The sequence below is a fragment of the Nonomuraea cavernae genome (assembly GCF_040655715.1).
Classification (GTDB): Bacteria; Actinomycetota; Actinomycetes; order Streptosporangiales; family Streptosporangiaceae; genus Nonomuraea; species Nonomuraea cavernae_A.
Map to the genome: position 1 here is coordinate 429946 of NZ_JBFAKL010000002.1, position 20519 is coordinate 450464.

Here is a 20519-nt window from a genome sequence, read left to right on the forward strand (position 1 = left end):
TTCTCGATCGATGGTTCAGTCGCGTGCGCGCAGGACGAACCAGCAGTAGACGAAGCCGCCGAGCGCCATGGCGGCCAGCAGCATCAGGCCGATGGAGTAGGAGCCGGTGGCCTGGAAGATGAGCCCCATCACGATGGGCGGCAGGAACCCGCCCAGGCCGCCGGCGGCTCCGACCACGCCGGTGGCGCTGCCCACCATCGTGCCGGGCACGGCGCGGCCCAGGATGGCGAAGACCGCGCCGTTGCCGAGGCCGAGCGCGGCGGCCATGGCCAGGAAGCCGACCGTGGCCAGGAGCATGCCCGGGGCGAACGAGACGATGATCGCGCAGCCGAAGACCGCGGCGAGCACCCAGCTCAGCACCAGCGGCCCGCCCACCCGGTCGGCCAGCCAGCCGCCGACCGGGCGGGCCAGGGTGGCCAGCACCACGAATCCGGCGGTCCGGGCCGCCGCGTCGGCGACGCTCAGCTCGTAGACGGCGCCCAGATACAACGGCAGGTAGACGCCGAACGCGACGAAACCGCCGAAGGTCAGCGCGTACATCGCGGCCAGTTCGCGGGTGACGCGCAGCCGGGCGGCGGCGGCGAACCTGGTCAGAAACGGCTCCGTGGCCGCCTGCGTGCCGGGGGCGTTGCGGCCCATCGTGAGGAAGGCCACCCCGACGGCCACCAGCGCCACGGCGACCGCGAAGAAGGGGGCGGGCCGGCCGAACTCGGTGGCCAGCCACGGGGTGGCGAACCCGGAGACGGCCGTGCCGATGTTGCCCATCCCGAAGATGCCCAGTGCCAGGCCGCGCCGCTCCGGCGGGAACCAGCCGTTGACGTACGGCACGCCGATGGCGAAGGTCGCGCCGGTGATGCCCAGCAGCAGGCCGCCGGCCAGCAGGGCCGGGTAGCTCTCGGCGAAGGCCAGGAAGAGCACGGGCAGCACGCCGATCAGGCTGCAGACGCCGAACACCAGCCGTCCGCCGTACCTGTCGGTCAGCGCGCCGAGCACCATCCGGCCGAGCGAGCCGACGATCACCGGCACTGCGACCAGGAGGGAGACGGCGAACGCGCTCAGCCCCAGCAGTTCCTTGTAGACCGGGCCCAGGGGACTCAGCAGCGCCCAGGCCCAGAAGTTCACCGCGAAAGCCGCGGTCGCCAGGGCGAGTGCCGTGGTCCGGCCACGGGTCTGCTCGCGGATCAGGGGAACGGCAGCCATCGTCAGGTCCTATCCCGTCGCGTCTCATACGTGGGCTCTGCCAGCTTTGTGGGGATCAGGGTGATCCTTTAAGGGTCTTTGGTCCCCTCTTTTCGGGCCCTAAACCCGCCGGGCGCCACAGGCGGGGCCTCAGGTGGCGGGCAGGGCGGTCGCCAGCAGGACGATGCCCACGGACCCCACCAGGGAGATCACGGCCAGCGCCCTGGCGATACCCGGCCGCCGCCCCGTGGCCCACCCGTGCAGGGCCGCGGCGACCATGACCACGCAGAACAGCAGCAGCTTGGCGGCGAGGGTCCGGCCGTAGCCGGGCTCCGCCAGCGACGCCCAGGTGACGCCCTTGTGGACGGCGATGGCGACGCCGGTGGCGAGTTGCACCGGCAGGAACACCGCGCCGGTGAACAGGCCGAACCTTCTGCCGACCGCCCGCAGCACGTCCGCGCGCCGGTCGGTGTCGAGCATCCGGCGGGCCAGCGGGAGCACCACGAGCGACACGGTGAGCTGCCCGCCGACCCACAGGGCCGCCGACAGTACGTGCAGGAACCTGACGACCGTCCACCACGTCATGGCGCGCTCACCTCGAAGATCCCGGAGGCGCCCGTCTCGGCTCTGCGCATGTGGTGGTCCACGAACGGATAGTGCCCGGTCTCGGGGAACACCAGCTCGGCGAAGCCGCCCTGCGCGGGCGCCAGGTCCAGCACCTGGGCTCCGCCCGGGTCGCCCTCGCGCAGCAGGTAGGCGCCCTCCTTGTAGACGGTGTCGAACGGGGCGCCCACCACGTGGAACGCCGTGCCCGTGCCCGGCCCGGCGGTCACCACCCAGATCCGGGCCCGCTCGCCCGCCTTGGCGGTGAGCGGAGCGTGCTTGTAGCCCGCCACGGCGCCGTTGAACATCCAGCCGTCCGGGCGCCCCTCGTTGACGGCGACGGCCCGGGCGTCCGGCGTGCCGAGGTAGAGCTCGCCCTGGACGAGCACGTACTCGCGGTCCACGGGCGGCAGGCCCGGCGGATCGATGATCACCGCGCCGTACATGCCGTTGGCGATGTGCTGGCTCATCGGCATCGTCGAGCAGTGGTAGAGCCACGCTCCGGCGTGGGCGGCGCGGAAGCGGTAGGTGAGCCGCTCCCCCGGGTCGATCGTGCGCATCGGCTCGTCGGGGGCGAGGGCACCCGCGTGGAAGTCGATGCCGTGCCCCATCGCCCCGTCGTTGACGAACGTCACCACGAACAGGTCGCCCACCCGGCCGCGCAGGACCGGGCCGGGGAGCGTGCCGTTGAACGTCCACATCCGCTGGCGGACGCCGGGGGCCACGTCCAGGTCGGTCTCCTTCACCCGGATCTCGACGTGGTGCTCGGCCCCGGAGGGCGCGGGTTCTACGGCGGCCTCGAACGGCTTCCAGCCGGACGGCATCGGCGCGGCCGGATCCAGCCGCGCGCCCTGGGTGTGCCCATGGTCGCCGCCCGGCGGCGAGGACTGTACGGGCCGCGCGGCCGCCGCGGTGGTGGGCACGATCCGCATGGTCATGCCCGCGGCCCGGTGCCCGGCGAGCGTGCACCAGCCGTCCACGGCCCCGGCGAGCGGAGCCAGCTTGAGCACGGCGCTCTCGCCGGGCGCCAGTTCCGGGGTGCGTTCTCCGGTGGACAGCCGCAGGTCGTGCCGCTGGGCGTCGGCGTTGACGACCTTCAGCGTCAGCACGGTGCCCGGCTCGGCCTCGATCACCCCGGGCTGCACGCGCATGCCCCTGAGCGTGACCTCCACCGTCTGCTCGGCGCCGGGCGCGACCCGCGTGCGCGCCGGCCCGCTCCCGCCGGACATCGCGCCCACCACGGCCAGGGCGGTCAGCAGGCACCCGATCACCACGCCGACGTGGGCGGGCGACACCCGCGACCGGCGGCCACCACCCGGCGGCCCCACGCCCGCACCGCTCGCGGCCGGCCCCGTACCGACCGCCGCGGTCCCGGCCGACCCCGTACCGGCGGCTCCGGTCCCGGCAGCTCCGGTCCCGGCGGGTCCCGTACCGGCCGACACGGTTCTGGTGAGCGCGGTCACGGCCAGGGCGACGAAGGCCGCCGCCGGAGCGAGGACGAGCGCCCAGCCGAGCAGGCGGAGCGGGACGGGCACCGGCAGCGCGAGCAGCGGCACGCCGAGGTTGGTCGCCGCCAGCCGGTACGCCCAGCCGCGCTCGATCAGTGCGGCGTTGCGCTTGAACCGGGGCGGCCCGCCACCGAGCACCGCCGGCAGCAGGTGCGTGAGCGAGCCGATCAGCACCTGGCCGGCGAACCCCGCGAGGATCAGCGGCAGCAGCGGCTCCAGCCCGGCCGCCACCCGCACGACGGGACGCGTGGCGACCACCACCACCTCGGCCACGAGCGCGACCTCGAACCAGACCACGCCGGCCGCCAGCGTCCAGGACGCCGCCGTGTGCGGACGGCGCCGCCGCAGGGTCTCGACCGGCGGGGCCAGCGCCACGGCCACGGCGACCGCGTACGTCACGAGCCCGGCGACCGCGACCCAGCGCAGGCCGGGAAGAAGTCCGGCCACCGTCACCGCGAGCCCCGCCACGGACAGCCACAGCGCGGCGCGCGACCAGCGCCGGGTCAGCTCGGAGATCCGCGTGCGCAGCACCGTCGGCCACAGCGTGAACAGCGTGCCGAGCACGGTCAGCCCCACCCAGCCGAGCAGGTTCAGCTGGGCGTGCGCGGCCTGCGCCCGCTCGTGCAGGGCACCGCCACCGGGCTGCGCGGCGAGCAGGCCGCCCAGCACGCCGCCCGCCACCAGCGCGCCCGCCGCGGCGACGTACCAGCCGACGACATGACCGAACCGGCCGGGCAGCGCCCGGCGGACGATCCCGACCAGCACGGCCGCGTGCCAGGTCACGGCGCCCACGGCCAGGGCGGCCCCGGCCGCCGCCACCGGCCACGGCCCCACGGCCACCCCGTACAGCACGGCCACCGTCCCGGCGTTGAGGGCCCCGAGCCGGGCGACGCTCCCCCGCGGATCCGGGGTCCGGGCGCGGAGCAGCACCGTGGCGAAGTGCTCGCTCCAGATGAGAATGGCGGTGCTGATCGCGCCGAGCAGGAAGACGTGGACCACCAGCCAGCGGGGCGCGGGCAGTTCGCCCTGGGCCAGCGCGGCCGCGATGGTCAGAGCCAGCCAGGCGAGCACGACCGCGTTCGCCCGGACGTGCCATGAGGCGCGGGAACGGACGGGCGGGACGGTCGGCCGGTTCTCCGGTCTGACTCCGATCTGCACCTCGACGGGCGGCATCCAGCGCCTCTCTTCCGGCCCGGCGAATCTCGTCCGGCCTGGCTGGTCCGGCGGGCATGTGACAGCCCGCTCTTGGACGGAACGGCCACGACAGGCTAGGCGCCGCCTCCTGCCCGGCGGAGGTGCGCAAAGTCCGTGATCGGTGGGACCAAAGTCCTCAGTCCCCGCGCTCCGGCGCGCGTGCCCGGAGGCGAAGGTACCCGCGCGGTGGGACCTTCGCCCCTACCCCGCCCCCACCGGCACCGGACAGCGTGGCAAGGAGGAGAACCACGAGGAGGCCACGATGAAGGCACTCATCTATCACGGACCGGGGCAACGCTCCTGGGAAGAGGCTCCTGATCCGCGGCTCACCGCGCCGACGGACGCGGTCGTCCGGGTGGACGCGGTCACCATCTGCGGCACCGACCTGCACATCCTCAAGGGCGACGTGCCGGCCGTGACGCCCGGCCGGATCCTCGGCCACGAGGCGGTCGGCACCGTGACGGCGACCGGGGACGCCGTCACCACCGTCAAGGAGGGCGACCGGGTGCTGGTCTCGTGCGTCTCCGCGTGCGGGCGCTGCCGCTACTGCCGCGAGAGCATGTACGGGCAGTGCCTGGGCGGCGGCGGCTGGATCCTGGGGCACCTGATCGACGGCACGCAGGCCGAGTACGTGCGCGTACCGTTCGCCGACACCTCGACCTACCTGCTGCCCGAGGGAGTGGAGGACGAGGCCGCGCTGATGCTGGCCGACATCCTGCCGACCGCCTACGAGGTCGGCGTGCTCAACGGCCGGGTGCGGCCCGGCGACACGGTGGTCGTCGTGGGCGCCGGCCCCATCGGCCTGGCCGCGATCGCCACCGCGCAGCTGTTCACACCGAGCCACATCGTGGCCGTCGACCTCGCGCAGTCCCGGCTGGAGGCCGCCAAGCAGTTCGGCGCGGACGTGGTCGTCGGCGCCGGTGACGACGCGTCCGCGGCGGTGGCCGAGCTGACCGGCGGGCTGGGCGCCGACGTCGCCATCGAGGCGGTCGGCGTGCCGGAGACCTTCGAGCAGTGCACCCGGCTGATCCGGGCCGGTGGCCACGTGGCCAACGTCGGCGTGCACGGCGAGTCGGTGCCCCTGCGTCTGCAGGACCTGTGGATCCGCAACGTCACGATCACCACCGGCCTGGTCGACACCTACTCCACGCCGGCGCTGCTCGACATGATCACCGCCAGGCGGCTGGACCCGGGGAAGTTCATCACGCACCGCTTCCCACTGGACGAGATGTCCGCCGCCTATGACACCTTCTCCGACCCGGAGGCGACGGGCGCGCTCAAGGTCGTCCTGACCCGCTGACCGCGCGTCAGGAAGGGAGCTCCGGGGCCGGGGGCACCTCTGGAACCGGGGGCGCCGCCGGAGCCGAGGGCGGCACCGGGGGCGACGGAGCCCGCACATCGGCCGATCCGGCCGCCCCCACCGCCACGATGAGCACCGTGGCGGCGAGAATCGCCCTGCTGATCTTTCCGGTTGCCATGGTGATTCTCCTTCTCTGCCGACAGGTCGTCGTGGCAGCCAGACAAGCCGGAAGCCGGTTACGGGGCGGGAACGGCGGTGGTTACCCCGCTGTTACCGGGCGCGGGGCATTCTGGGGGATCGTGAGAGTGCTGGTGGTCGAGGACCACGAGGAGCTGGCCCTGACCGTCGCCATGGGGCTGCGCCGCGAGGGCATGGCCGTGGACGTGGCGCTGGACGGTGAGGCCGCGCTCGATCGCACGGCGGTCAACGACTACGACGTCGTCGTCCTCGACCGCGACCTGCCGGGCCTGCACGGTGACGACGTGTGCGGGGCGCTGACCGGTGCGGGCTACCCGGCGCGAGTGCTCATGCTCACCGCCGCCGCGACCATCGACGACAAGGTGACCGGGCTGGGCCTGGGCGCCGACGACTACCTGCCCAAGCCGTTCGCGTTCGCCGAGCTGGTCGCCCGCATCCGGGCGCTGGCCAGGCGCTCACGGCCGGCCCTGCCTCCGGTGCTGGCCCACGGCGATCTGCGGCTCGACCCGGCCACCCGGATCGCCACCCGCGACGGGCGGCGGCTGCCGTTGAGCCCCAAGGAGTTCGCCGTGCTGGAGCTGCTGCTGTCCGCCCGAGGGGCCGTGATCTCCGCCGAACAGCTCCTGGAGCGGGGCTGGGACGAGTTCGCCGATCCGTTCACGCAGACCGTGAAGGTGACGATCAGCCGGTTACGCCGCAAGCTCGGCGACCCGCCGCTGATCGAGACGGTCCCCCAGGCCGGATACCGGATCTGATGCCCTCTCCGATCAAGGAGCCTCGATGAGATGGACGGTCCGGCTGCGGCTGACCCTGCTCTACAGCGGCCTGTTCCTGGTGGCCGGGGCGCTGCTGGTCGCCCTCATCTACCTCCTCGTCGAGCACTCCCCCTTCCCCGGCCCGCCGACCGCCCCCAACCCGCCCAGCCCCCTCAGCCCGTCACCGCTGAACCCGCCCAGCCCGCCCGCCGCGCCCGGCACGCCCGGTACGCCCGGTACGCCCGCGACGCCCGGCACGCCCGGCACCCCGGGCACACCCGAAGGACTCGACAGGCTCGACGGGTTCGAGCCTCCGGGCTCGACGCCGGGGATCGAGGCGGAGCAAGCCGCGAGCCTGCGCCGGTTGCTGGTCAACTCCCTGATCGCGCTGGTGGTCATGGCGTTCGCGTCGATGCTGCTGGGCTGGCTCATGGCCGGGCGGGTGCTGCGGCCGCTGGGCGACATGACCGCCACCGTACGGCGCATCACGGCCGATCGGCTCGACCGGCGGCTGGCCGCGCCGGGCCCGGACGACGAGCTGAAGGAGCTGGCCGACACCTTCGACGAGTTGCTGGACCGGCTGGAGGCCGCGTTCACGGCGCAGCGGCGGTTCGTCGCCAACGCCTCCCACGAGCTGCGCACGCCGCTGACGCTGCAGCAGGCCATGGCCGAGATCGCGCTCGCCGATCCGGAGGCCGACGCCGAGGCGCTGCGGGCCGTACTGGAACGTCTGCTGACCGCCGGCCGGCACCAGGAGCGGCTGATCGAGGCGTTGCTCACCCTGGCCCGGAGCGAGCAGGGCCTCCACCACCGGGAGCCCCTGGATCTGGCACTGATCACGGCGCAGGCCCTCGATCAACGGGAGACCACGCCCGAGGCCCCGCACGTTGAGCACGTGCTCGGCCCCGCCCCCGCCTCCGGGGATCGCGCCCTGGTGGAGCGACTGGTCTCGAACCTGCTGGACAACGCCGTACGGCACAACGTGCCAGGCGGCTGGATCTCGGTGTCGACCGCCATGCGGTCCGGCCGGCCCACTCTCAGGGTCGCCAACAGCGGCCCGGTGATCCCGCCCGACAAGGTCGGCACGCTCCTTCAGCCCTTCCAGCGCCTGGAGACGAGCCGCAGGGCCGACGGTGACGGCCTGGGGCTGGGCCTGTCGATCGTGGCCGCCATCGTCCAGGCCCACGACGGCGGCCTGGACGCCCGTCCTCTCCCGGAGGGCGGGCTTGAGGTGACCGTCACCCTTTGACCGGGGGTCAGCCGCGGCGGCGGGCGCGGTAGGCACTGGCCTTGGCGCGGTTCTGGCACGACAACCCGCAGAACCTGCGCGAGGCGTTGCGGGTGACGTCGAAGAACACCAGGTCGCAGCCGTCCGCCTGGCAGGACCGGAGCCGCGTCCCCTGCCCCACCCCGATCACCATGGCCAGGGCCGTGCCGGCGTCGGCCGCCCAGGCGTCGACCAGATCGGCCTCCAGCCGGTGGAAGCCCAGCTTGGGCGGGTCCCCGTACAGGGCGGGGACCGCGGCGTGCCGTACCAGCAACTCGTTGAGGCGGTCGACCTGCGGCGGCCCGTCGGCGAACAGCGGCCGGAGCCCGGCCGCCACCTCGGCCAGCCGGTCGGCGTCGGCGGCGGTCAGCGGGCCGGCGGGTGGGGTGAGGGCGGCGAGCAGCCGGGTGAGCCGGTCGGCGCCGTCCGCGGGTGGTGTGACGGTACGGCCGTGGGCACGGTCCGCGGCCAGTGTGTTCACCAGCAGCACGGCGAACTCCGCCCACCGCCCGACATAACTATCTATTTGGGATTGACCAGTGATGCGCCATGGGTCTATCGTCACCGTCATACCTTATCTAGGCAGTGATGATTTTTGAAGGGATCTTTGCGACATGTCCACCTATCGCAAGCTTGCCCGCCACATGTGGCACCACCTGGAGCCCGTCCACGCCGCGCTGTACTTCTCACCGCAGGCCTTCGAGGAGGCCGCGGCGCTCGGCTACGACGTGGGGTCACGCTGGCCGAGCTACTTCGCCTACCGCACCGCCCCGCTGGGGGCAGTGGGCACCCGCCTGGCCACCGCCACCTACTACAGTTTCGCGCCCGGAGTGATCGCCGAGCACGTCCCGTCGATCTGGGACACCGCCTCCCCCGAGCAGGTGCTGGCGGCCCGGTCGCGGGCGGTCGACCGGACCTATCGTGACCTGCTCGGACAGAAGGCGGCGGCCCCCGAGGTGAGCGAGGCGGCCGAGCTGGCCAGGCGGGCCGCGGAGAGCCTGACCGTGGCGCACCGGCCGTTCGCCGCCGCCAACCTCGACCTGCCCTGGCCCGACGAGCCGCACCTGGCCCTCTGGCAGGCCACCACCGTGCTGCGCGAGCACCGCGGCGACGGGCACCTGGCGGCGCTGCTGAGCGCGGGGCTCGACCCGTGCGAGTCGCTGGTGTCGTTCGCCGCCGTCGGCGCCGCCCCGGTGGCGAGCTTCGCCGGTCGCGGATGGAGCGAGCAGGAGTGGGCGGCCGCCCGGGACCGGCTGGCCGCGCGCGGCCTGGTCGACGCGGACGGCCAGGCCACCGACGAGGGCCGCGAGCTGCGTGACCAGGTGGAGCGGATGACCGACGAACTGGCCGCCGAGCCGTGGCGGAAGCTGGGCGAGGAGCGCGCGGAGCGGCTGACGCGGCTCGTCCTGCCGTTCATGGGCGCGGTCTTCGAGGCGGGCCTGCTGCCGATGACCAGCACGCTCGGCATCGCCACCGTCAAGGCCCCCGACTGACAGGCCCCGACGACCGGGTCAGGCGAAGCCGGGCGCGGGCTCCCACAGGCTGAGCTCGGTGCCCTGGTCGTCGGTGCAGGCACAGCCGCGTCCCGACTTGCTGTCCATCACCTCGCCGGTCGTGCCGCCCAGCTCGCGCACGCGGTCGACGGCGGCGTCGATGTCGTCGACGTGGTAGTAGAGGTTGGGCTGCGACGAGGGCCCTGTCGCGGTGAAGCCCATCGGCACGGTGGTGTTGGTGACGTGCAGGTAGGTCTCGTGCTCGCGCTTGAACTCCCAGCCGAACAGGGCGCCGTAGAAGGCGGCCGCCCGGTCGAGATCCCGGACGGACAGCGTGTAGTAACCCAGCTGGACAGCCATGAGCGAACCTCCGCAATAATCAGCGCTATCGTTAACGATTCAGAGTATAACGAAAGCGGTTAAAGGTTAACGCCAACATGAACGATGTGGACGCGACACTGGCCGCCCTCGCCGACCCCACCCGGCGCAAGGTGATCGACCTGTTGCGCGACGGGCCCCGGCCGGCCGGCGAGCTGGCGCAGGCCGTCCAGATGAGCCCGCCCGCGCTGAGCAGGCACCTCCGGGTGCTGCGGGCCGGCGGGCTGGTCCAGGCCGAGGCGGGCGGCGAGGACGCCCGTCTGCGGCTCTACACCCTGCGCCCCGAGCCGTTCACCGCGCTTCAGGCGTGGCTCGACCAGGTGCAGGCGTTCTGGGCCGAGCAGCTCGGCTCGTTCAAGGACCACGTGGAGCGCGGCCGGTGAGCTCCTCCGTGCGGGCGGGCGTCACGGTGCCGGTCGACCCCGCCACCGCGTTCCGGATCTTCACCGACGAGATCGACAGCTGGTACGTGCGCGGACCGCACAGCTGGGTCGACCCCGCCCGCGCGACCGGCATCCGGTTCCAGGACGGCCACCTGCGCGAGCTGTGGTCCGACGGCGGCCACGTCGACACCGGCCGGATCCTCACCTGGGATCCGCCGCGCCGCCTCGTCTGGGCCGACCTGCTCAACCCGACCGGCCGGATGGAGATCGAGGTGGCCTTCTCGCCCGTCGACGGCGGCACCGAGGTGCTGCTGGAGCACCGCGGCCTCGACACGCTGCCGCCCGACGTGGCCGGGCGGATCAGGCGCGGCTACTCCTGGAACATCGCGATCGGATGGTACGCCCGTCAGTGGTCCTGAGCCTCGCTCAGCCCCGCCCGTACTTCTTGTGCACGGCCTGCTTGCTCACTCCGATGGCGTGGGCGATCTGCGCCCAGGGCAGCCCCGCCACCCGGGCCCGGCGCACCTGCACCGCCTCCATCCGCTCCAGCTCGTGGCGCAGCGCCGTGGTGGCCTCCAGGGCCCGCAGCGGATCGTCGTCCTGCGCCTGCCGCATGAGGGTCGCCAGGTCGTTCGTCATACGGTCAAAGGTAGTCCAGCAGCAGGGCGGCGATCTCCCTCGGACGTTCAAGGGCCGGCAGGTGCCCGGCCCAGCCGAGCTCCAGCAGTTCGGCGCGCGGCAGTTCGGCGGCGACGTGGCGGGCGCTGCGCTGGAAGTACGGCAGGTCATGCGCGCCGCCGACGACCAGCGCGGGCGCCTCGACGGCGGACAGGACGTAGTCGGGTTCGAACTGCGACGGCTCCGGATCGGCGGCCAGCTGCATGGCGAACGCGTGGGCCTGCATGGCGACCAGCCGCTCCCGGGTGGCCGCGCCGGCCTCGGGACCGAGCCAGGTGCGGGCGTTGAGCTCGGCCGCGGCGGCCACGTCGCCCGCCTCCAGCAGCCGGTTCTCCTCCGCCCCGAACTCCTTCAGGTCGGGCGTCGCCGGCAGATCGGAGCCTGGGTTGAGCAGCACCAGCCGGTCGGCCAGATGCGACAGTTGCAGCGCGACCCGGCACCCGTAGGAGGAGCCGACCAGCGCCGCCCGGCCCACGCCCAGCGCGCCGAGCACCTCCAGCACGTCTCCCGCGTCACTGTACGGCTCCGCCGCCTCGTACGGCGTGCGACCGAAACCCCGGTAGTCGGCCCGGATGACCCGGAACCGCCCGGCCAGCGCCTCCCACTGGCCGTCCCACATGCCGGCGTCGGCCGCGCTCGACGCCAGCAGCACCACCGGATCGCCCGAACCCGCCTCTTCGTACCAGATCGTCATCGGGACTCCACCGCCAGCCGGACGCCGAGACCGATGAGGACGACGCCGGAGATCCGCTCCAGCCGTCTGCGCACCCGTGGCCTCGACAGGAACGCCTTGGCCGCGCCCGCCATCCAGACGAGCAGGCCGTACCAGAGCAGGTCGACCAGCACCCAGACGACGGCGAGCACGACCAGCGTCAGCGGAATGCTCTGCCCGGACGGCACGAACTGCGGCAGGAAGGACATCGCGAACACCGCGGCCTTCGGGTTGGCCAGGCAGGTGCCGAGCCCGGTGAGGTAGGAGCGGCGCCACCCGTCGACGCCCACGCCTGCCGGCTCGACCTGCGGCGAGCCCTTGCGAGACTGCCAGAGCGACTGGGCGCCCATCACCACCAGCACGGCCGCGCCGGCGATCCGCATCACGTCGTAGGCCAGTTGCGAGGCCAGCACCATCGCGGACAGCCCGAACGCGGCCGCCAGCCCCCACACCAGGATGCCGGTCTCGTTGCCGAGCGTGGCCGCCATGCCGGATCCCCTGCCCGCGCGGACGGTCTGGCGCAGGATGACCGCGGTGCTCACACCCGGGGCCATGGCCACCAGGACGCAGGCGCCGATGAACGCTATGAGATACATGACCGGCATGGTGGCAGAAATCGGCCGCGATCACCCGTACATTTTTCCGAGCTCGGCGACCGTCTCCACCATCGCCTCGCGCAGCTCAGGCGGCCCCAGCACCTCCACGTCGGTCCCCATGCGCAGCAGCAGCCAGCGGGCGTGGGTGATCGACTCGACCGGCACGGTCAGCGTGCGCCACCCCTCGGCGTCGGGCTCATCCGCGTCGGCCAGGGCCGCGGCCACCACGTCGTTGCCCATCGTGTAGGCGAGCAGGCCGTCGCGGCCGGGAGCCAGCCTGATGACGGCCTCGGCGGTGTGCATGCGCTCGCGGAACTCCTGGGAGTAGGAACGCCAGAACCGGGCCAGGTCGAAGCCGGCGGGCGGATCGAAGCGGCCGGGCAGCGTCTCGAGCGTCAGCACGCGCGAGACCCGGTAGGTGCGCGGGCTCTGCCCCTCGGGCGCGGCGATCACGTACCACGAGCCGCCCTTGAGAACCAGGCCGTAGGGGTGGACCACCCGCTCGACGTCCTGGTTGCCCCAGCGGCGGTAGGTCATCCGGAGCGGCCGCCGCTCCCACACCGCCTCGGAGACCTCGCCCAGGTGCGGCACGTCGTCGGCCCCGCGATACCAGCCCGGCACGTCCAGCAAGAACCGCTCGCGCATCCGGGAGACGTGCGAGCGCGGCTCGGGCGGCAGCGCGGCCAGCAGCTTCAGCTCGGCGTTGGCCGCCACCTCGGCCAGCCCCAGCTCGGCGGCCGGGCCAGGCAGCGCGGCCAGGAACAGTGAGGACGCCTCCTCGGCCGTCAGCCCGTTGAGCCGGGTGCGGTAGCCGTCGAGCAGTTGGTAGCCGCCGGCGGGACCGCGGTCGGCGTAGACGGGCACCCCGGCCGCCGACAGCGCCTCCACATCGCGGTAGACGGTGCGGACCGACACTTCCAGCTCCTCGGCCAGGTCGGGCGCCGTCATGCGGCCGCGCGTCTGCAGGAGCAGCAGGAGGGAGAGCAGGCGGCTGGCGCGCATGCCGCCATTGTAGGGATCCGTCCGTCAGGCGAACGGCCGTCAGGCGAACGGCCGTCAGGGAAACGGCCGGCGAGGGCGCGCCGGTGGATCCGGCGCGCCGCACCCGGTCGTCAGCGGGCCGGGACCAGGGTGCGCTTTCTCGACGCGTAGATGTCGTCGATCAGCCGGTAGGAGCGGGCCTGCTCGGCGGTGAAGATGCGGTCGCGCTCGATGTCGCGCCTGATCTCCAGCGTCGTGCGCCCGGTGTGCCGGGCCAGGATCTCCTCCTGCTGGTCGCGCATGCGCAGGATCTCGCGGGCGTGGATCTCCAGGTCGCTCGACTGGCCGCGCCCGCCCTCGGTGGCCGGCTGGTGGAGCAGCACCCGCGCGTGCGGCAGCGCGGCCCGCTTGCCCGGGGTGCCCGCCGCCAGCAGGACCGCCGCCGCCGAGGCGGCCTCGCCGATGCAGACGGTGTGGATCTCCGGCCGGACGAACTGCATCGTGTCGTAGATGGCGGCCATCGCGGTGAACGACCCGCCCGGCGAGTTGATGTAGATGTTGATGTCCTGGTCGGGGTCGATCGACTCCAGCGTGAGCAGCTGCGCCATCACGTCGTTGGCGGCCGTGTCGTCGATCGGGGTGCCGAGGAAGATCACCCGGTCCTCGAACAGCTTGTTGTACGGGTTCATCTCCTTGATCCCGTACGAGGTGCGCTCCGTGAAGGAGGGCAGTACGTAACGTCCGCTCATCTCAGTTGAGCCCTTCGGCGATGTGGTCGACGAAGCCGTACTCCAACGCCTCCTGCGCGGTGAACCAGCGGTCGCGGTCGGAGTCGGCCTGGATGCGCTCCAGCGGCTGGCCGGTGTGGTGGGCGATGAGCTCGGCCATCCGGCGCTTGGTGTAGAGCAGGTTCTCGGCCTGGATCTGGATGTCGGCCGCCGAGCCGCCGATGCCGCCGAGCGGCTGGTGCATCACGATCCGGGCGTTGGGCAGGGCGTAGCGCTTGCCCGGCGCGCCGGCGCACAGCAGCATCTGGCCCATGGAGGCGGCGAAGCCCATCGCCACCGTCGCCACGTCGCACGGGACGAACTGCATCATGTCGTACAGTGCCAGGCCGGCCGACACCGAACCGCCCGGCGAATTGATGTAAAGCGTTATGTCGCGCTTGGGGTCCTCGGCCGCGAGCAATAGCAGCTCGCCGCAGAGCCGGTTGCAAATGTCGTCGTCGACCTCCTGACCGAGAACGAGGATGCGTTCCCTCATCAGACGCTGACTGAGCTGGTCGGGCCATTGGGTGCGGGTGGTTTCGCTCACGGATCGCCTTTCTCCCGGACTATTTCTCCGACGCTAGACCCGGGCCGTACGCGCAGCCTCGCCTTTTCGCTGGGGGCGCATTTCTCTAAAGGCGCATTCTTCCGTGAGCGAATAACCGTCGACAGGCAAAGGCGAATGTGAGATTGGCGCCCACCGAAAGAGGTCTTCGCAGAAAGGGCTCCTCGCAGAAAGGGGTTCCTCGCCGAAGGGAGTCCTCGCCGAAAGGGCGGGGGTCAGAGCGGCGACTCGTTGCCCTGATCGTCGCCGGGAGAGCGGCCGGGGGTGCCCCCGCCGCTGTCGGTGGGCGACGGCGTGGTGCTGGACGAGGGCTGGCGCGGCTCCGGGCTGGCGGGGGTCGGCGGCGGCGTCGGCTCGAAGTTGGTCGGCGGCAGCGGCCTGGGCATCGGCTCGGCGTCCTGCCGGCCCACCAGCAGCAACAGCAGGATCGTCGCGAGCAGCAGCACCAGCACGGCGAGCGCGAGCGCGGCGTACAGCACCCGCCGCGCGGTCTCGGTCAGCGGGCGCCGTCCCGGCGGCGGGGCGGGCAGCGCGGGCGAGCGGTCGGTCAGCCAGTAGGGGACGAAGTCGGGGCCGTGCGCCTGGCCGATGAACGTCCCGCCGACCATGACCGGCTCCAGGAACCGCTCGGCTCCCGGCCGGCCCGGCGCGTACGGCACGGCCACCCAGGGCGCCCGGCCGGTGTCCATGGCGAGCACCTGGGGCGCCCCGTCGAGCACGGCGGCCCGTGACCGGGTGGCCCGTTCGAGCCAGCCCCGCACGCCGCCGCGCACGGCGGCCTCCCGGATCGCGGTGACGAACCGCTCGCGCGCCGCCGCGTCCAGCGCCGCCCCTCGGGTGAGCACCGCCAGCGAGACCGCGCGCCCGTCGGAAGCCTGGGCGAGGTACACGAACCCGGCCGCGCCGGTGTGCAGACGTGCCTGCACCTGGAAGGGCCCCAGCCGGGGCGGATCACCGTACTGCAGCGGAACTGCCACGTTCGCCATGAAAGCACAGACGTGGCGTCGTGCACGTTTGCGGCACGTTTGGTGGAATGGGCGTCATGAGCGTCGCCGAAGAGTTGCCAGGCGGAACCGACGCGGCCGTGCTGCGTCAGACCCTCGACGAGGTCCGGCGGGTGATCGTCGGGCAGGACCACATGGTCGAGAGGCTGATCGTGGCCCTGCTCGCGCGCGGGCACTGCCTGCTGGAAGGAGTCCCGGGCGTCGCCAAGACCCTTGCCGCCTCCACCCTGGCCACCGTGGTGGGCGGCACGTTCGCCCGCATCCAGTTCACCCCCGACCTGGTGCCGAGCGACATCGTCGGCACCCGGGTGTTCCACCCGTCCAACGAGAAGTTCGACGTCGAGCTGGGCCCGGTGTTCGTGAACTTCCTGCTCGCCGACGAGATCAACCGCGCCCCGGCCAAGGTGCAGTCGGCGCTGCTGGAGGTCATGGCCGAGCGCCAGGTCACGCTGGCGGGCGTCACACACGAGCTGCCCAGGCCGTTCATCGTGCTGGCCACCCAGAACCCGATCGAGTCCGAGGGCGTCTACCCGCTGCCCGAGGTGCAGCGCGACCGGTTCCTGTTCCGGGTGCGGGTGCCGCATCCCAGCGCCCACGAGGAGCTGGAGATCCTGCACCGGATGAGCGTCACCCCGCCCGCGGCGGAGCGGGTGCTCGACCCGCAGCGGCTGATGGCCCTGCAGGAGGCCGCCGAGCAGGTCTCGATCCACCAGCTGGTCGCCGACTACGTGGTGCGGCTGGTGATGTCCACCCGCGCCCCGGCCGAGTACGGCGTGCCCGACCTGGCCGAGACCATCGAGATCGGCGTCAGCCCCCGCGCCACGCTCGGCCTGGTCGCCGCCGGGCGGGCGCTGGCGCTGCTGCGCGGCCGCGACTACCTGCTGCCCGACGACGTACGGGACGTGGCCGTCGACGTGATGGGGCACCGCCTGATGCTCACCTTCGACGCGCTGGCCGACGGCGTCGATCCCGAGCAGGTCGTCCGGCAGATCCTGCAGGCCGTGCCGCCGCCTCTCGTCGTCTGGAACCAGAACCGTTGACGGCGACCGCGGAGCAGGCGCTGCGCCGGCTGGAGCTGCTGGTGACCAGGAAGCTCGACGGCCTGCTGCACGGCGCGCACCAGGGGTTGCTGCCCGGCACGGGCAGCGAGGCGGGCGACAGCCGCGTGTACGTGCCGGGCGAGGACGACGTGCGCCGGATGGACTGGTCGGTGACCGCGCGCACGACCGTGCCGCACGTGCGGGATCTGATCGCCGACCGGGAGCTGGAGACGTGGGCGCTGGCGGACCTGTCGCCGAGCATGGATTTCGGCACCGCCGACACCGACAAGCGTGACCTGGTGGTGTCGGCGGTCGGCGCGATCGGGTTCCTGTGCAGCCGGATGGCCGACCGGTTCGGCGCGCTGGTGATCCACGACGAGTTCCTGCACCGGATGCCCGCGCGCACCGGCCGTCCCGCGCTGTACGGGCTGCTCCACTCCCTGATGGACGCGCCGCGCGGCCGGCCCGTGCCCGACGCCCCCGACCTGGCCGAGGGCATCGAGGTGCTGGCGGCGACCCGGCGCAGGCGCGGCATGCGGGTGGTCGTGTCGGACTTCCTCGACGCCCGGCCGGAGCTCGACCCCGACGCCGAACGCCCGTGGGAGCGGCCGATCCGCCGGCTCGCGTCCCGCCACCAGGTGCTGGCGGTCGAGGTGATCGACCCCCGCGAGCTCGAACTGCCGGACGTCGGCAGGGTCGCGTTCGCCGACCCCGAGACCGGGAAAGTACGCGAAGTGCACCTTTCTCCCAAAGTTCGCCGTGACTACGCCGAGGCGGCCGCCCTGCAGCGGGAGGGCACCAGGGCCGCGCTGCGCCGGGCCGGCGTGGCGCACCTGGTGCTGCGCACCGACCGGGACTGGGTGTTCGATGTGGCACAGTTCGTGCTACGCCAGCGCCGTATCGGCCACCTCGCCCGCCGGAGGGTGACGTGACCGAGGGCGCCGAGGCGACCACCGGACCAGGCGACGTGGCCACGAAGGAGGCGTCATGACGTTCCTCGCCCCCGCCTGGTTGTGGTTGTTCCTCCTGGTGGCCCTGCTGATCGCGGGATACGTGGCCGCGCAGCTGGCGCGGCGCCGCTACACCGTCCGCTTCACCAACCTGGCCCTGCTCGACCTGGTCGCCCCCGCCGGGCCCGGCTGGCGGCGGCACGTGGCCCCGTTGCTGTTCCTGGCCATGATGTCGCTGCTGGTCATCGGCGCGGCCAAACCCGCCGACCAGGTCAAGGTGCCGCGCGACCGCGCGACCATCATGATCGCGCTGGACGTGTCACTGTCGATGGACGCCGACGACGTCCAGCCCGACCGGATCACCGCCGCCAAGGCCGCCGCCCAGGCGTTCGTCAGTGAGCTGCCCGACCGGTTCAACGTGGGCGTGGTCTCCTTCGCCCGCTCGGCCAACGTCGTCATCTCCCCCACCACCGACCACCAGGCCGTGGTGACCGCCATCGGCAACCTGTCGACCCGCCCCGGCACCGCGATCGGCGAGGCGGTGTTCAACGCGCTCGACTCGGTGCGCTCCTTCGACCAGGACGCCGCCACCGACCCGCCGCCCGCGGCGATCGTGCTGCTGTCCGACGGCGACAACACCTCCGGCCGCTCGGTCAACGAGGCCATCGACGCCGCCAAGCAGGCGGCGGTGCCGGTCTCCACGATCGCGTACGGCACGCAGGAGGGCACGGTCTCCATCGACGGCCGCCCGGTCAACGTGCCGGTCAACAAGCAGACCCTGCAGTCGCTGTCCGACGGCACCAGCGGCCGGGCCTACTCGGCGGAGTCCGGCAACGAGCTGCGCGACGTCTACGAGCAGATCGGCACCTCACTCGGCTTCAAGCTGGTCGACCAGGAGATCACCCAGTGGTTCATCGTGGCCGCGATCCTGTGCGGGCTGCTGGTGGCCGGTGCCGCGGTCCTGTTCGGTGCCCGGATCCCGTAACGTTGCGGCCCGTGGCCCACTACTTCTCCGAGCAGCCGGGGACGCCGAGCCGGCCGGGCGTCGTCGACCTCGTGCTGCCCGACCTGCACCTGCGGCTGGAGACCGACAGGGGCGTGTTCAGCCCCGAGCGGATCGACCTCGGCACCCGCGTCCTGCTGGAGACGGTCCCGCCGCCGCCGCGCGAGGGTGACCTGCTCGACCTCGGGTGCGGCTACGGCCCGATCGCGCTCACCATGGCCTCGCGGGCTCCGGAGGCGACCGTGTGGGCCGTCGACGTCAACCGGCGCAGCGTGGAGCTCACGGAGCGCAACGCCCGGGCCGCCGGCCTTTACAAAGTAAGAGCAATGCACGCCGACGAGGTCCCGGACGACGTGACGTTCGACGCCATCTGGTCCAACCCGGCCATCCGCATCGGCAAGCCGGCGCTGCACGAGATGCTCACCCGCTGGCTGACGCGGCTGGCGCCCGGCGGGGTCGCCTACCTGGTCGTGCAGAAACACCTCGGCTCCGACTCCCTGCAGCGCTGGCTCGGCGAGCAGGGCTGGCAGGCCTCCCGCGAGGCCTCCCGGGCCGCCTACCGGATTTTGAGAGTGGAACGATGAGACGGCAGTTGCGCCCCACCGATGTCAAGCGCCTCAACCGCACCTGGCGCCGCCAGACCGGCAACCGGCTGGCCCTGATCCTGGAGTCGGTGACCGGCCCCTTCAACGTGGGCTCGATCTTCCGCACCGCCGCCGCCTTCGGCGTCGACCAGATCTGGCTGGCCGGCAACGCCACCCCGCCGACCAACCCCAAGGCGGGCAAGACCGCGCTCGGCACCGAACGCCTGGTCACCTGGCACGACGCGGTGCCCGCCGGCGAGGCGGTCAAGGCGGCCAAGGCCGACGGCTACACCGTGCTGGCCATCGAGCTGACCTCCGAGGCGGTGCCGCTGCACCGGGCCGACCTCGGCCGCGACGTGTGCCTGGTGGTCGGCAGCGAGGACCACGGCTGCTCGCCTGCCCTGCTCGACGCGGCCGACGGGGTCTGCTACATCCCCCAGGTCGGGCGGGTCGGCTCATTCAACGTCTCGGTGGCCGCCGCGATCGCGCTGGCCGAGGCACGCCGCCAGGAATGGCAGAATCTCCCCGATTCGTAATCGCATCGTTCATCCGGGGAAGGCATACTTCAGGACGTGCTGAGCCGCCGCTTCGCGTTCCTCGACCATCCGGGCCCGCTCGCCTTCGCCCATCGCGGAGGCTCGGCCGAGGGCGCCGAGAACTCCGCCGAGGCCTTCGAGCGATCCGTGCGGCTGGGCTACGCCTACCTGGAGACCGACGCCCACGCCACCTCCGACGGCGTGCTGCTCGCCTTCCACGACCACACGCTCGACCGGGTCACCGACCGGCGCGGCCGGATCTCCGAGCTGCCCTACAGCGCCGTCAGGCGCGCCCGCATCGGTGGCGTTCACGAGATCCCGCTGCTGGAGGACCTGCTCGGCACCTGGCCGGAGCACCGCTTCAACATCGACGTGAAGGAGGCCGGCGCGATCGCCCCGCTGGCCGACGCGATCAGGCGCACGGGCGCCCACGACCGCGTGTGCCTGACCTCCTTCTCCGAGGAGCGGCTGATGCTGGCCAGGGCCGCGGTCGGCCGGGAGGTCTGCTCCGCGCTCGGGCCGCGCGGCGTCGCCACGCTGCGCGCCGCCGCCTCGACCTCCGGCTACGGCCGGCTGCTCGCCCGCCTGTCGCGTGCCGGCGTCCCGTGCGCGCAGGTGCCAGTGGGGTTTCGCGGGCTGCGGGTCACCACCCGCAGCCTGATCCGCACCGCCCACGCCATCGGCATGCAGGTGCACGTCTGGACCATCAACGACGCCACCCGTATGGAGCACCTGCTCGATCTCGGCGTCGACGGCATCATGACCGACAACGTCACCGGCCTGCGCGACGTCCTCGATCGTCGCGGGCTGTGGCATCCCGGCCACCTGGCCGCCTAGGAGCGACT

At 72.7% G+C, this 20519-nt stretch carries 25 protein-coding genes; 12 read left to right on the forward strand and 13 right to left on the reverse strand.

Going from position 1 to position 20519, the window contains the following annotated elements:
* Window positions 1-15: 15 nt before the first annotated feature.
* The 3 genes from AB0I38_RS04950 to AB0I38_RS04960 all read right to left on the reverse strand — a co-directional run bounded on the left by AB0I38_RS04950 (window position 16) and on the right by AB0I38_RS04960 (window position 4463).
* The gene (locus AB0I38_RS04950; RefSeq protein WP_358462012.1) at window positions 16-1200 is read right to left on the reverse strand and encodes an MFS transporter; all 1185 of its coding nucleotides are present in this window, start codon (window positions 1198-1200) and stop codon (window positions 16-18) included.
* A gap of 129 nt (window positions 1201-1329) precedes the next feature.
* Window positions 1330-1764, reverse strand: a complete 435-nt coding sequence (locus tag AB0I38_RS04955; protein ID WP_358462015.1) for a hypothetical protein — start codon at window positions 1762-1764, stop codon at window positions 1330-1332.
* On the reverse strand, window positions 1761-4463 hold the full coding sequence (locus AB0I38_RS04960; RefSeq protein ID WP_358462018.1) for a multicopper oxidase domain-containing protein: 2703 nt from the start codon (window positions 4461-4463) through the stop codon (window positions 1761-1763). Before AB0I38_RS04960 ends, AB0I38_RS04955 begins: the two co-directional genes overlap by 4 nt.
* 283 nt (window positions 4464-4746) lie before the next feature.
* Between AB0I38_RS04960 and AB0I38_RS04965 the strand changes: the two genes are divergently transcribed.
* The gene (locus AB0I38_RS04965; RefSeq protein ID WP_358462021.1) at window positions 4747-5784 is read left to right on the forward strand and encodes a zinc-dependent alcohol dehydrogenase family protein; all 1038 of its coding nucleotides are present in this window, start codon (window positions 4747-4749) and stop codon (window positions 5782-5784) included.
* Between the two features lie 7 nt (window positions 5785-5791).
* Here AB0I38_RS04965 and AB0I38_RS04970 read toward each other — a convergent pair whose 3' ends face one another.
* Window positions 5792-5962 (reverse strand): hypothetical protein, encoded by a 171-nt coding sequence (locus AB0I38_RS04970; RefSeq protein ID WP_358462024.1) that lies wholly within the window; start codon window positions 5960-5962, stop codon window positions 5792-5794.
* Window positions 5963-6083: 121 nt separating this feature from the next.
* Here AB0I38_RS04970 and AB0I38_RS04975 point away from each other — a divergent pair, with 121 nt between their 5' ends.
* Together AB0I38_RS04975 and AB0I38_RS04980 are read left to right on the forward strand one after the other, a co-directional pair.
* The gene (locus AB0I38_RS04975; protein ID WP_358462027.1) at window positions 6084-6737 is read left to right on the forward strand and encodes a response regulator transcription factor; all 654 of its coding nucleotides are present in this window, start codon (window positions 6084-6086) and stop codon (window positions 6735-6737) included.
* Between the two features lie 25 nt (window positions 6738-6762).
* The gene (locus AB0I38_RS04980; RefSeq protein WP_358462030.1) at window positions 6763-7986 is read left to right on the forward strand and encodes a sensor histidine kinase; all 1224 of its coding nucleotides are present in this window, start codon (window positions 6763-6765) and stop codon (window positions 7984-7986) included.
* A gap of 7 nt (window positions 7987-7993) precedes the next feature.
* On the opposite strand, the gene AB0I38_RS04985 is transcribed toward AB0I38_RS04980, so the two are convergent.
* Window positions 7994-8569, reverse strand: a complete 576-nt coding sequence (locus AB0I38_RS04985; protein ID WP_358462033.1) for a CGNR zinc finger domain-containing protein — start codon at window positions 8567-8569, stop codon at window positions 7994-7996.
* 49 nt (window positions 8570-8618) lie between these two features.
* Between AB0I38_RS04985 and AB0I38_RS04990 the strand changes: the two genes are divergently transcribed.
* Window positions 8619-9497 carry an SCO6745 family protein gene (locus AB0I38_RS04990; RefSeq protein WP_358462036.1) on the forward strand — a complete coding sequence of 293 codons (879 nt, stop codon included), beginning with the start codon at window positions 8619-8621 and terminating at the stop codon, window positions 9495-9497.
* A gap of 18 nt (window positions 9498-9515) precedes the next feature.
* Here AB0I38_RS04990 and AB0I38_RS04995 read toward each other — a convergent pair whose 3' ends face one another.
* Window positions 9516-9857: a VOC family protein gene (locus AB0I38_RS04995; protein WP_358462039.1), complete on the reverse strand. Its 342-nt coding sequence runs from the start codon at window positions 9855-9857 to the stop codon at window positions 9516-9518.
* Window positions 9858-9934: 77 nt separating this feature from the next.
* On the opposite strand from AB0I38_RS04995, the gene AB0I38_RS05000 reads away from it, so the two are divergent.
* Entirely contained in the window at window positions 9935-10258 is a 324-nt protein-coding gene (locus tag AB0I38_RS05000) for an ArsR/SmtB family transcription factor (RefSeq protein ID WP_358462042.1), read from the forward strand.
* Complete coding sequence (locus AB0I38_RS05005) at window positions 10255-10677, forward strand: SRPBCC domain-containing protein (RefSeq protein WP_358462045.1); 423 nt, start codon at window positions 10255-10257, stop codon at window positions 10675-10677. The genes AB0I38_RS05000 and AB0I38_RS05005 overlap by 4 nt, the downstream gene beginning before the upstream one ends.
* Before the next feature lie 7 nt (window positions 10678-10684).
* Here the strand turns inward: AB0I38_RS05005 and AB0I38_RS05010 are convergent, their stop codons facing one another.
* From AB0I38_RS05010 to AB0I38_RS05040, 7 genes are all read right to left on the reverse strand, one after another.
* Window positions 10685-10897, reverse strand: a complete 213-nt coding sequence (locus AB0I38_RS05010; protein ID WP_358462047.1) for a hypothetical protein — start codon at window positions 10895-10897, stop codon at window positions 10685-10687.
* 4 nt (window positions 10898-10901) lie between these two features.
* Window positions 10902-11630 carry an alpha/beta fold hydrolase gene (locus AB0I38_RS05015; RefSeq protein WP_358462050.1) on the reverse strand — a complete coding sequence of 243 codons (729 nt, stop codon included), beginning with the start codon at window positions 11628-11630 and terminating at the stop codon, window positions 10902-10904.
* Complete coding sequence (locus AB0I38_RS05020; protein ID WP_358462053.1) at window positions 11627-12244, reverse strand: LysE family translocator; 618 nt, start codon at window positions 12242-12244, stop codon at window positions 11627-11629. The genes AB0I38_RS05015 and AB0I38_RS05020 overlap by 4 nt, the downstream gene beginning before the upstream one ends.
* 30 nt (window positions 12245-12274) lie before the next feature.
* Entirely contained in the window at window positions 12275-13246 is a 972-nt protein-coding gene (locus tag AB0I38_RS05025; RefSeq protein WP_358462056.1) for a helix-turn-helix transcriptional regulator, read from the reverse strand.
* 110 nt (window positions 13247-13356) lie between these two features.
* On the reverse strand, window positions 13357-13974 hold the full coding sequence (locus AB0I38_RS05030) for an ATP-dependent Clp protease proteolytic subunit (RefSeq protein ID WP_358462059.1): 618 nt from the start codon (window positions 13972-13974) through the stop codon (window positions 13357-13359).
* Between the two features lies 1 nt (window position 13975).
* Window positions 13976-14488, reverse strand: a complete 513-nt coding sequence (locus AB0I38_RS05035; RefSeq protein WP_436838720.1) for a ClpP family protease — start codon at window positions 14486-14488, stop codon at window positions 13976-13978.
* A gap of 284 nt (window positions 14489-14772) precedes the next feature.
* A complete protein-coding gene (locus AB0I38_RS05040) occupies window positions 14773-15543 on the reverse strand; it encodes a hypothetical protein (RefSeq protein WP_358462065.1) in 771 nt (256 codons plus the stop codon).
* Between the two features lie 56 nt (window positions 15544-15599).
* Between AB0I38_RS05040 and AB0I38_RS05045 the strand changes: the two genes are divergently transcribed.
* From AB0I38_RS05045 to AB0I38_RS05070, 6 genes are read left to right on the forward strand one after another with little or no spacing between them, the layout of a single operon-like run.
* Complete coding sequence (locus AB0I38_RS05045) at window positions 15600-16601, forward strand: AAA family ATPase (protein ID WP_358462068.1); 1002 nt, start codon at window positions 15600-15602, stop codon at window positions 16599-16601.
* Window positions 16598-17533 (forward strand): DUF58 domain-containing protein, encoded by a 936-nt coding sequence (locus AB0I38_RS05050; RefSeq protein WP_358462071.1) that lies wholly within the window; start codon window positions 16598-16600, stop codon window positions 17531-17533. The genes AB0I38_RS05045 and AB0I38_RS05050 overlap by 4 nt, the downstream gene beginning before the upstream one ends.
* A gap of 55 nt (window positions 17534-17588) precedes the next feature.
* On the forward strand, window positions 17589-18536 hold the full coding sequence (locus tag AB0I38_RS05055; protein ID WP_358462074.1) for a VWA domain-containing protein: 948 nt from the start codon (window positions 17589-17591) through the stop codon (window positions 18534-18536).
* A gap of 11 nt (window positions 18537-18547) precedes the next feature.
* Window positions 18548-19138, forward strand: a complete 591-nt coding sequence (locus AB0I38_RS05060) for a class I SAM-dependent methyltransferase (protein WP_358462077.1) — start codon at window positions 18548-18550, stop codon at window positions 19136-19138.
* On the forward strand, window positions 19135-19674 hold the full coding sequence (locus AB0I38_RS05065) for a TrmH family RNA methyltransferase (RefSeq protein ID WP_358462080.1): 540 nt from the start codon (window positions 19135-19137) through the stop codon (window positions 19672-19674). The genes AB0I38_RS05060 and AB0I38_RS05065 overlap by 4 nt, the downstream gene beginning before the upstream one ends.
* Window positions 19675-19713: 39 nt before the next feature.
* A complete protein-coding gene (locus AB0I38_RS05070) occupies window positions 19714-20511 on the forward strand; it encodes a glycerophosphodiester phosphodiesterase family protein (RefSeq protein WP_436838721.1) in 798 nt (265 codons plus the stop codon).
* The last annotated feature ends 8 nt before the right edge of the window (window positions 20512-20519 follow it).

Excerpts from the sequence above, each read along its gene's own strand:
- AB0I38_RS04965 (WP_358462021.1), top strand. The coding sequence starts at position 4,747 with ATGAAGGCACTCATCTATCACGGACCGGGGCAACGCTCCTGGGAAGAG.
- AB0I38_RS04995 (WP_358462039.1), bottom strand. The coding sequence starts at position 9,857 with ATGGCTGTCCAGCTGGGTTACTACACGCTGTCCGTCCGGGATCTCGAC.
- AB0I38_RS04960 (WP_358462018.1), bottom strand. The coding sequence starts at position 4,463 with ATGCCGCCCGTCGAGGTGCAGATCGGAGTCAGACCGGAGAACCGGCCG.
- AB0I38_RS05020 (WP_358462053.1), bottom strand. The coding sequence starts at position 12,244 with ATGTATCTCATAGCGTTCATCGGCGCCTGCGTCCTGGTGGCCATGGCC.
- AB0I38_RS04970 (WP_358462024.1), bottom strand. The coding sequence starts at position 5,962 with ATGGCAACCGGAAAGATCAGCAGGGCGATTCTCGCCGCCACGGTGCTC.
- AB0I38_RS04990 (WP_358462036.1), top strand. The coding sequence starts at position 8,619 with ATGTCCACCTATCGCAAGCTTGCCCGCCACATGTGGCACCACCTGGAG.
- AB0I38_RS05025 (WP_358462056.1), bottom strand. The coding sequence starts at position 13,246 with ATGCGCGCCAGCCGCCTGCTCTCCCTCCTGCTGCTCCTGCAGACGCGC.
- AB0I38_RS05065 (WP_358462080.1), top strand. The coding sequence starts at position 19,135 with ATGAGACGGCAGTTGCGCCCCACCGATGTCAAGCGCCTCAACCGCACC.
- AB0I38_RS05055 (WP_358462074.1), top strand. The coding sequence starts at position 17,589 with ATGACGTTCCTCGCCCCCGCCTGGTTGTGGTTGTTCCTCCTGGTGGCC.
- AB0I38_RS05035 (WP_436838720.1), bottom strand. The coding sequence starts at position 14,488 with ATGAGGGAACGCATCCTCGTTCTCGGTCAGGAGGTCGACGACGACATT.
- AB0I38_RS05015 (WP_358462050.1), bottom strand. The coding sequence starts at position 11,630 with ATGACGATCTGGTACGAAGAGGCGGGTTCGGGCGATCCGGTGGTGCTG.
- AB0I38_RS05000 (WP_358462042.1), top strand. The coding sequence starts at position 9,935 with ATGAACGATGTGGACGCGACACTGGCCGCCCTCGCCGACCCCACCCGG.
- AB0I38_RS04980 (WP_358462030.1), top strand. The coding sequence starts at position 6,763 with ATGAGATGGACGGTCCGGCTGCGGCTGACCCTGCTCTACAGCGGCCTG.
- AB0I38_RS04955 (WP_358462015.1), bottom strand. The coding sequence starts at position 1,764 with ATGACGTGGTGGACGGTCGTCAGGTTCCTGCACGTACTGTCGGCGGCC.
- AB0I38_RS05045 (WP_358462068.1), top strand. The coding sequence starts at position 15,600 with ATGAGCGTCGCCGAAGAGTTGCCAGGCGGAACCGACGCGGCCGTGCTG.
- AB0I38_RS05030 (WP_358462059.1), bottom strand. The coding sequence starts at position 13,974 with ATGAGCGGACGTTACGTACTGCCCTCCTTCACGGAGCGCACCTCGTAC.
- AB0I38_RS05040 (WP_358462065.1), bottom strand. The coding sequence starts at position 15,543 with ATGGCGAACGTGGCAGTTCCGCTGCAGTACGGTGATCCGCCCCGGCTG.
- AB0I38_RS04950 (WP_358462012.1), bottom strand. The coding sequence starts at position 1,200 with ATGGCTGCCGTTCCCCTGATCCGCGAGCAGACCCGTGGCCGGACCACG.
- AB0I38_RS05010 (WP_358462047.1), bottom strand. The coding sequence starts at position 10,897 with ATGACGAACGACCTGGCGACCCTCATGCGGCAGGCGCAGGACGACGAT.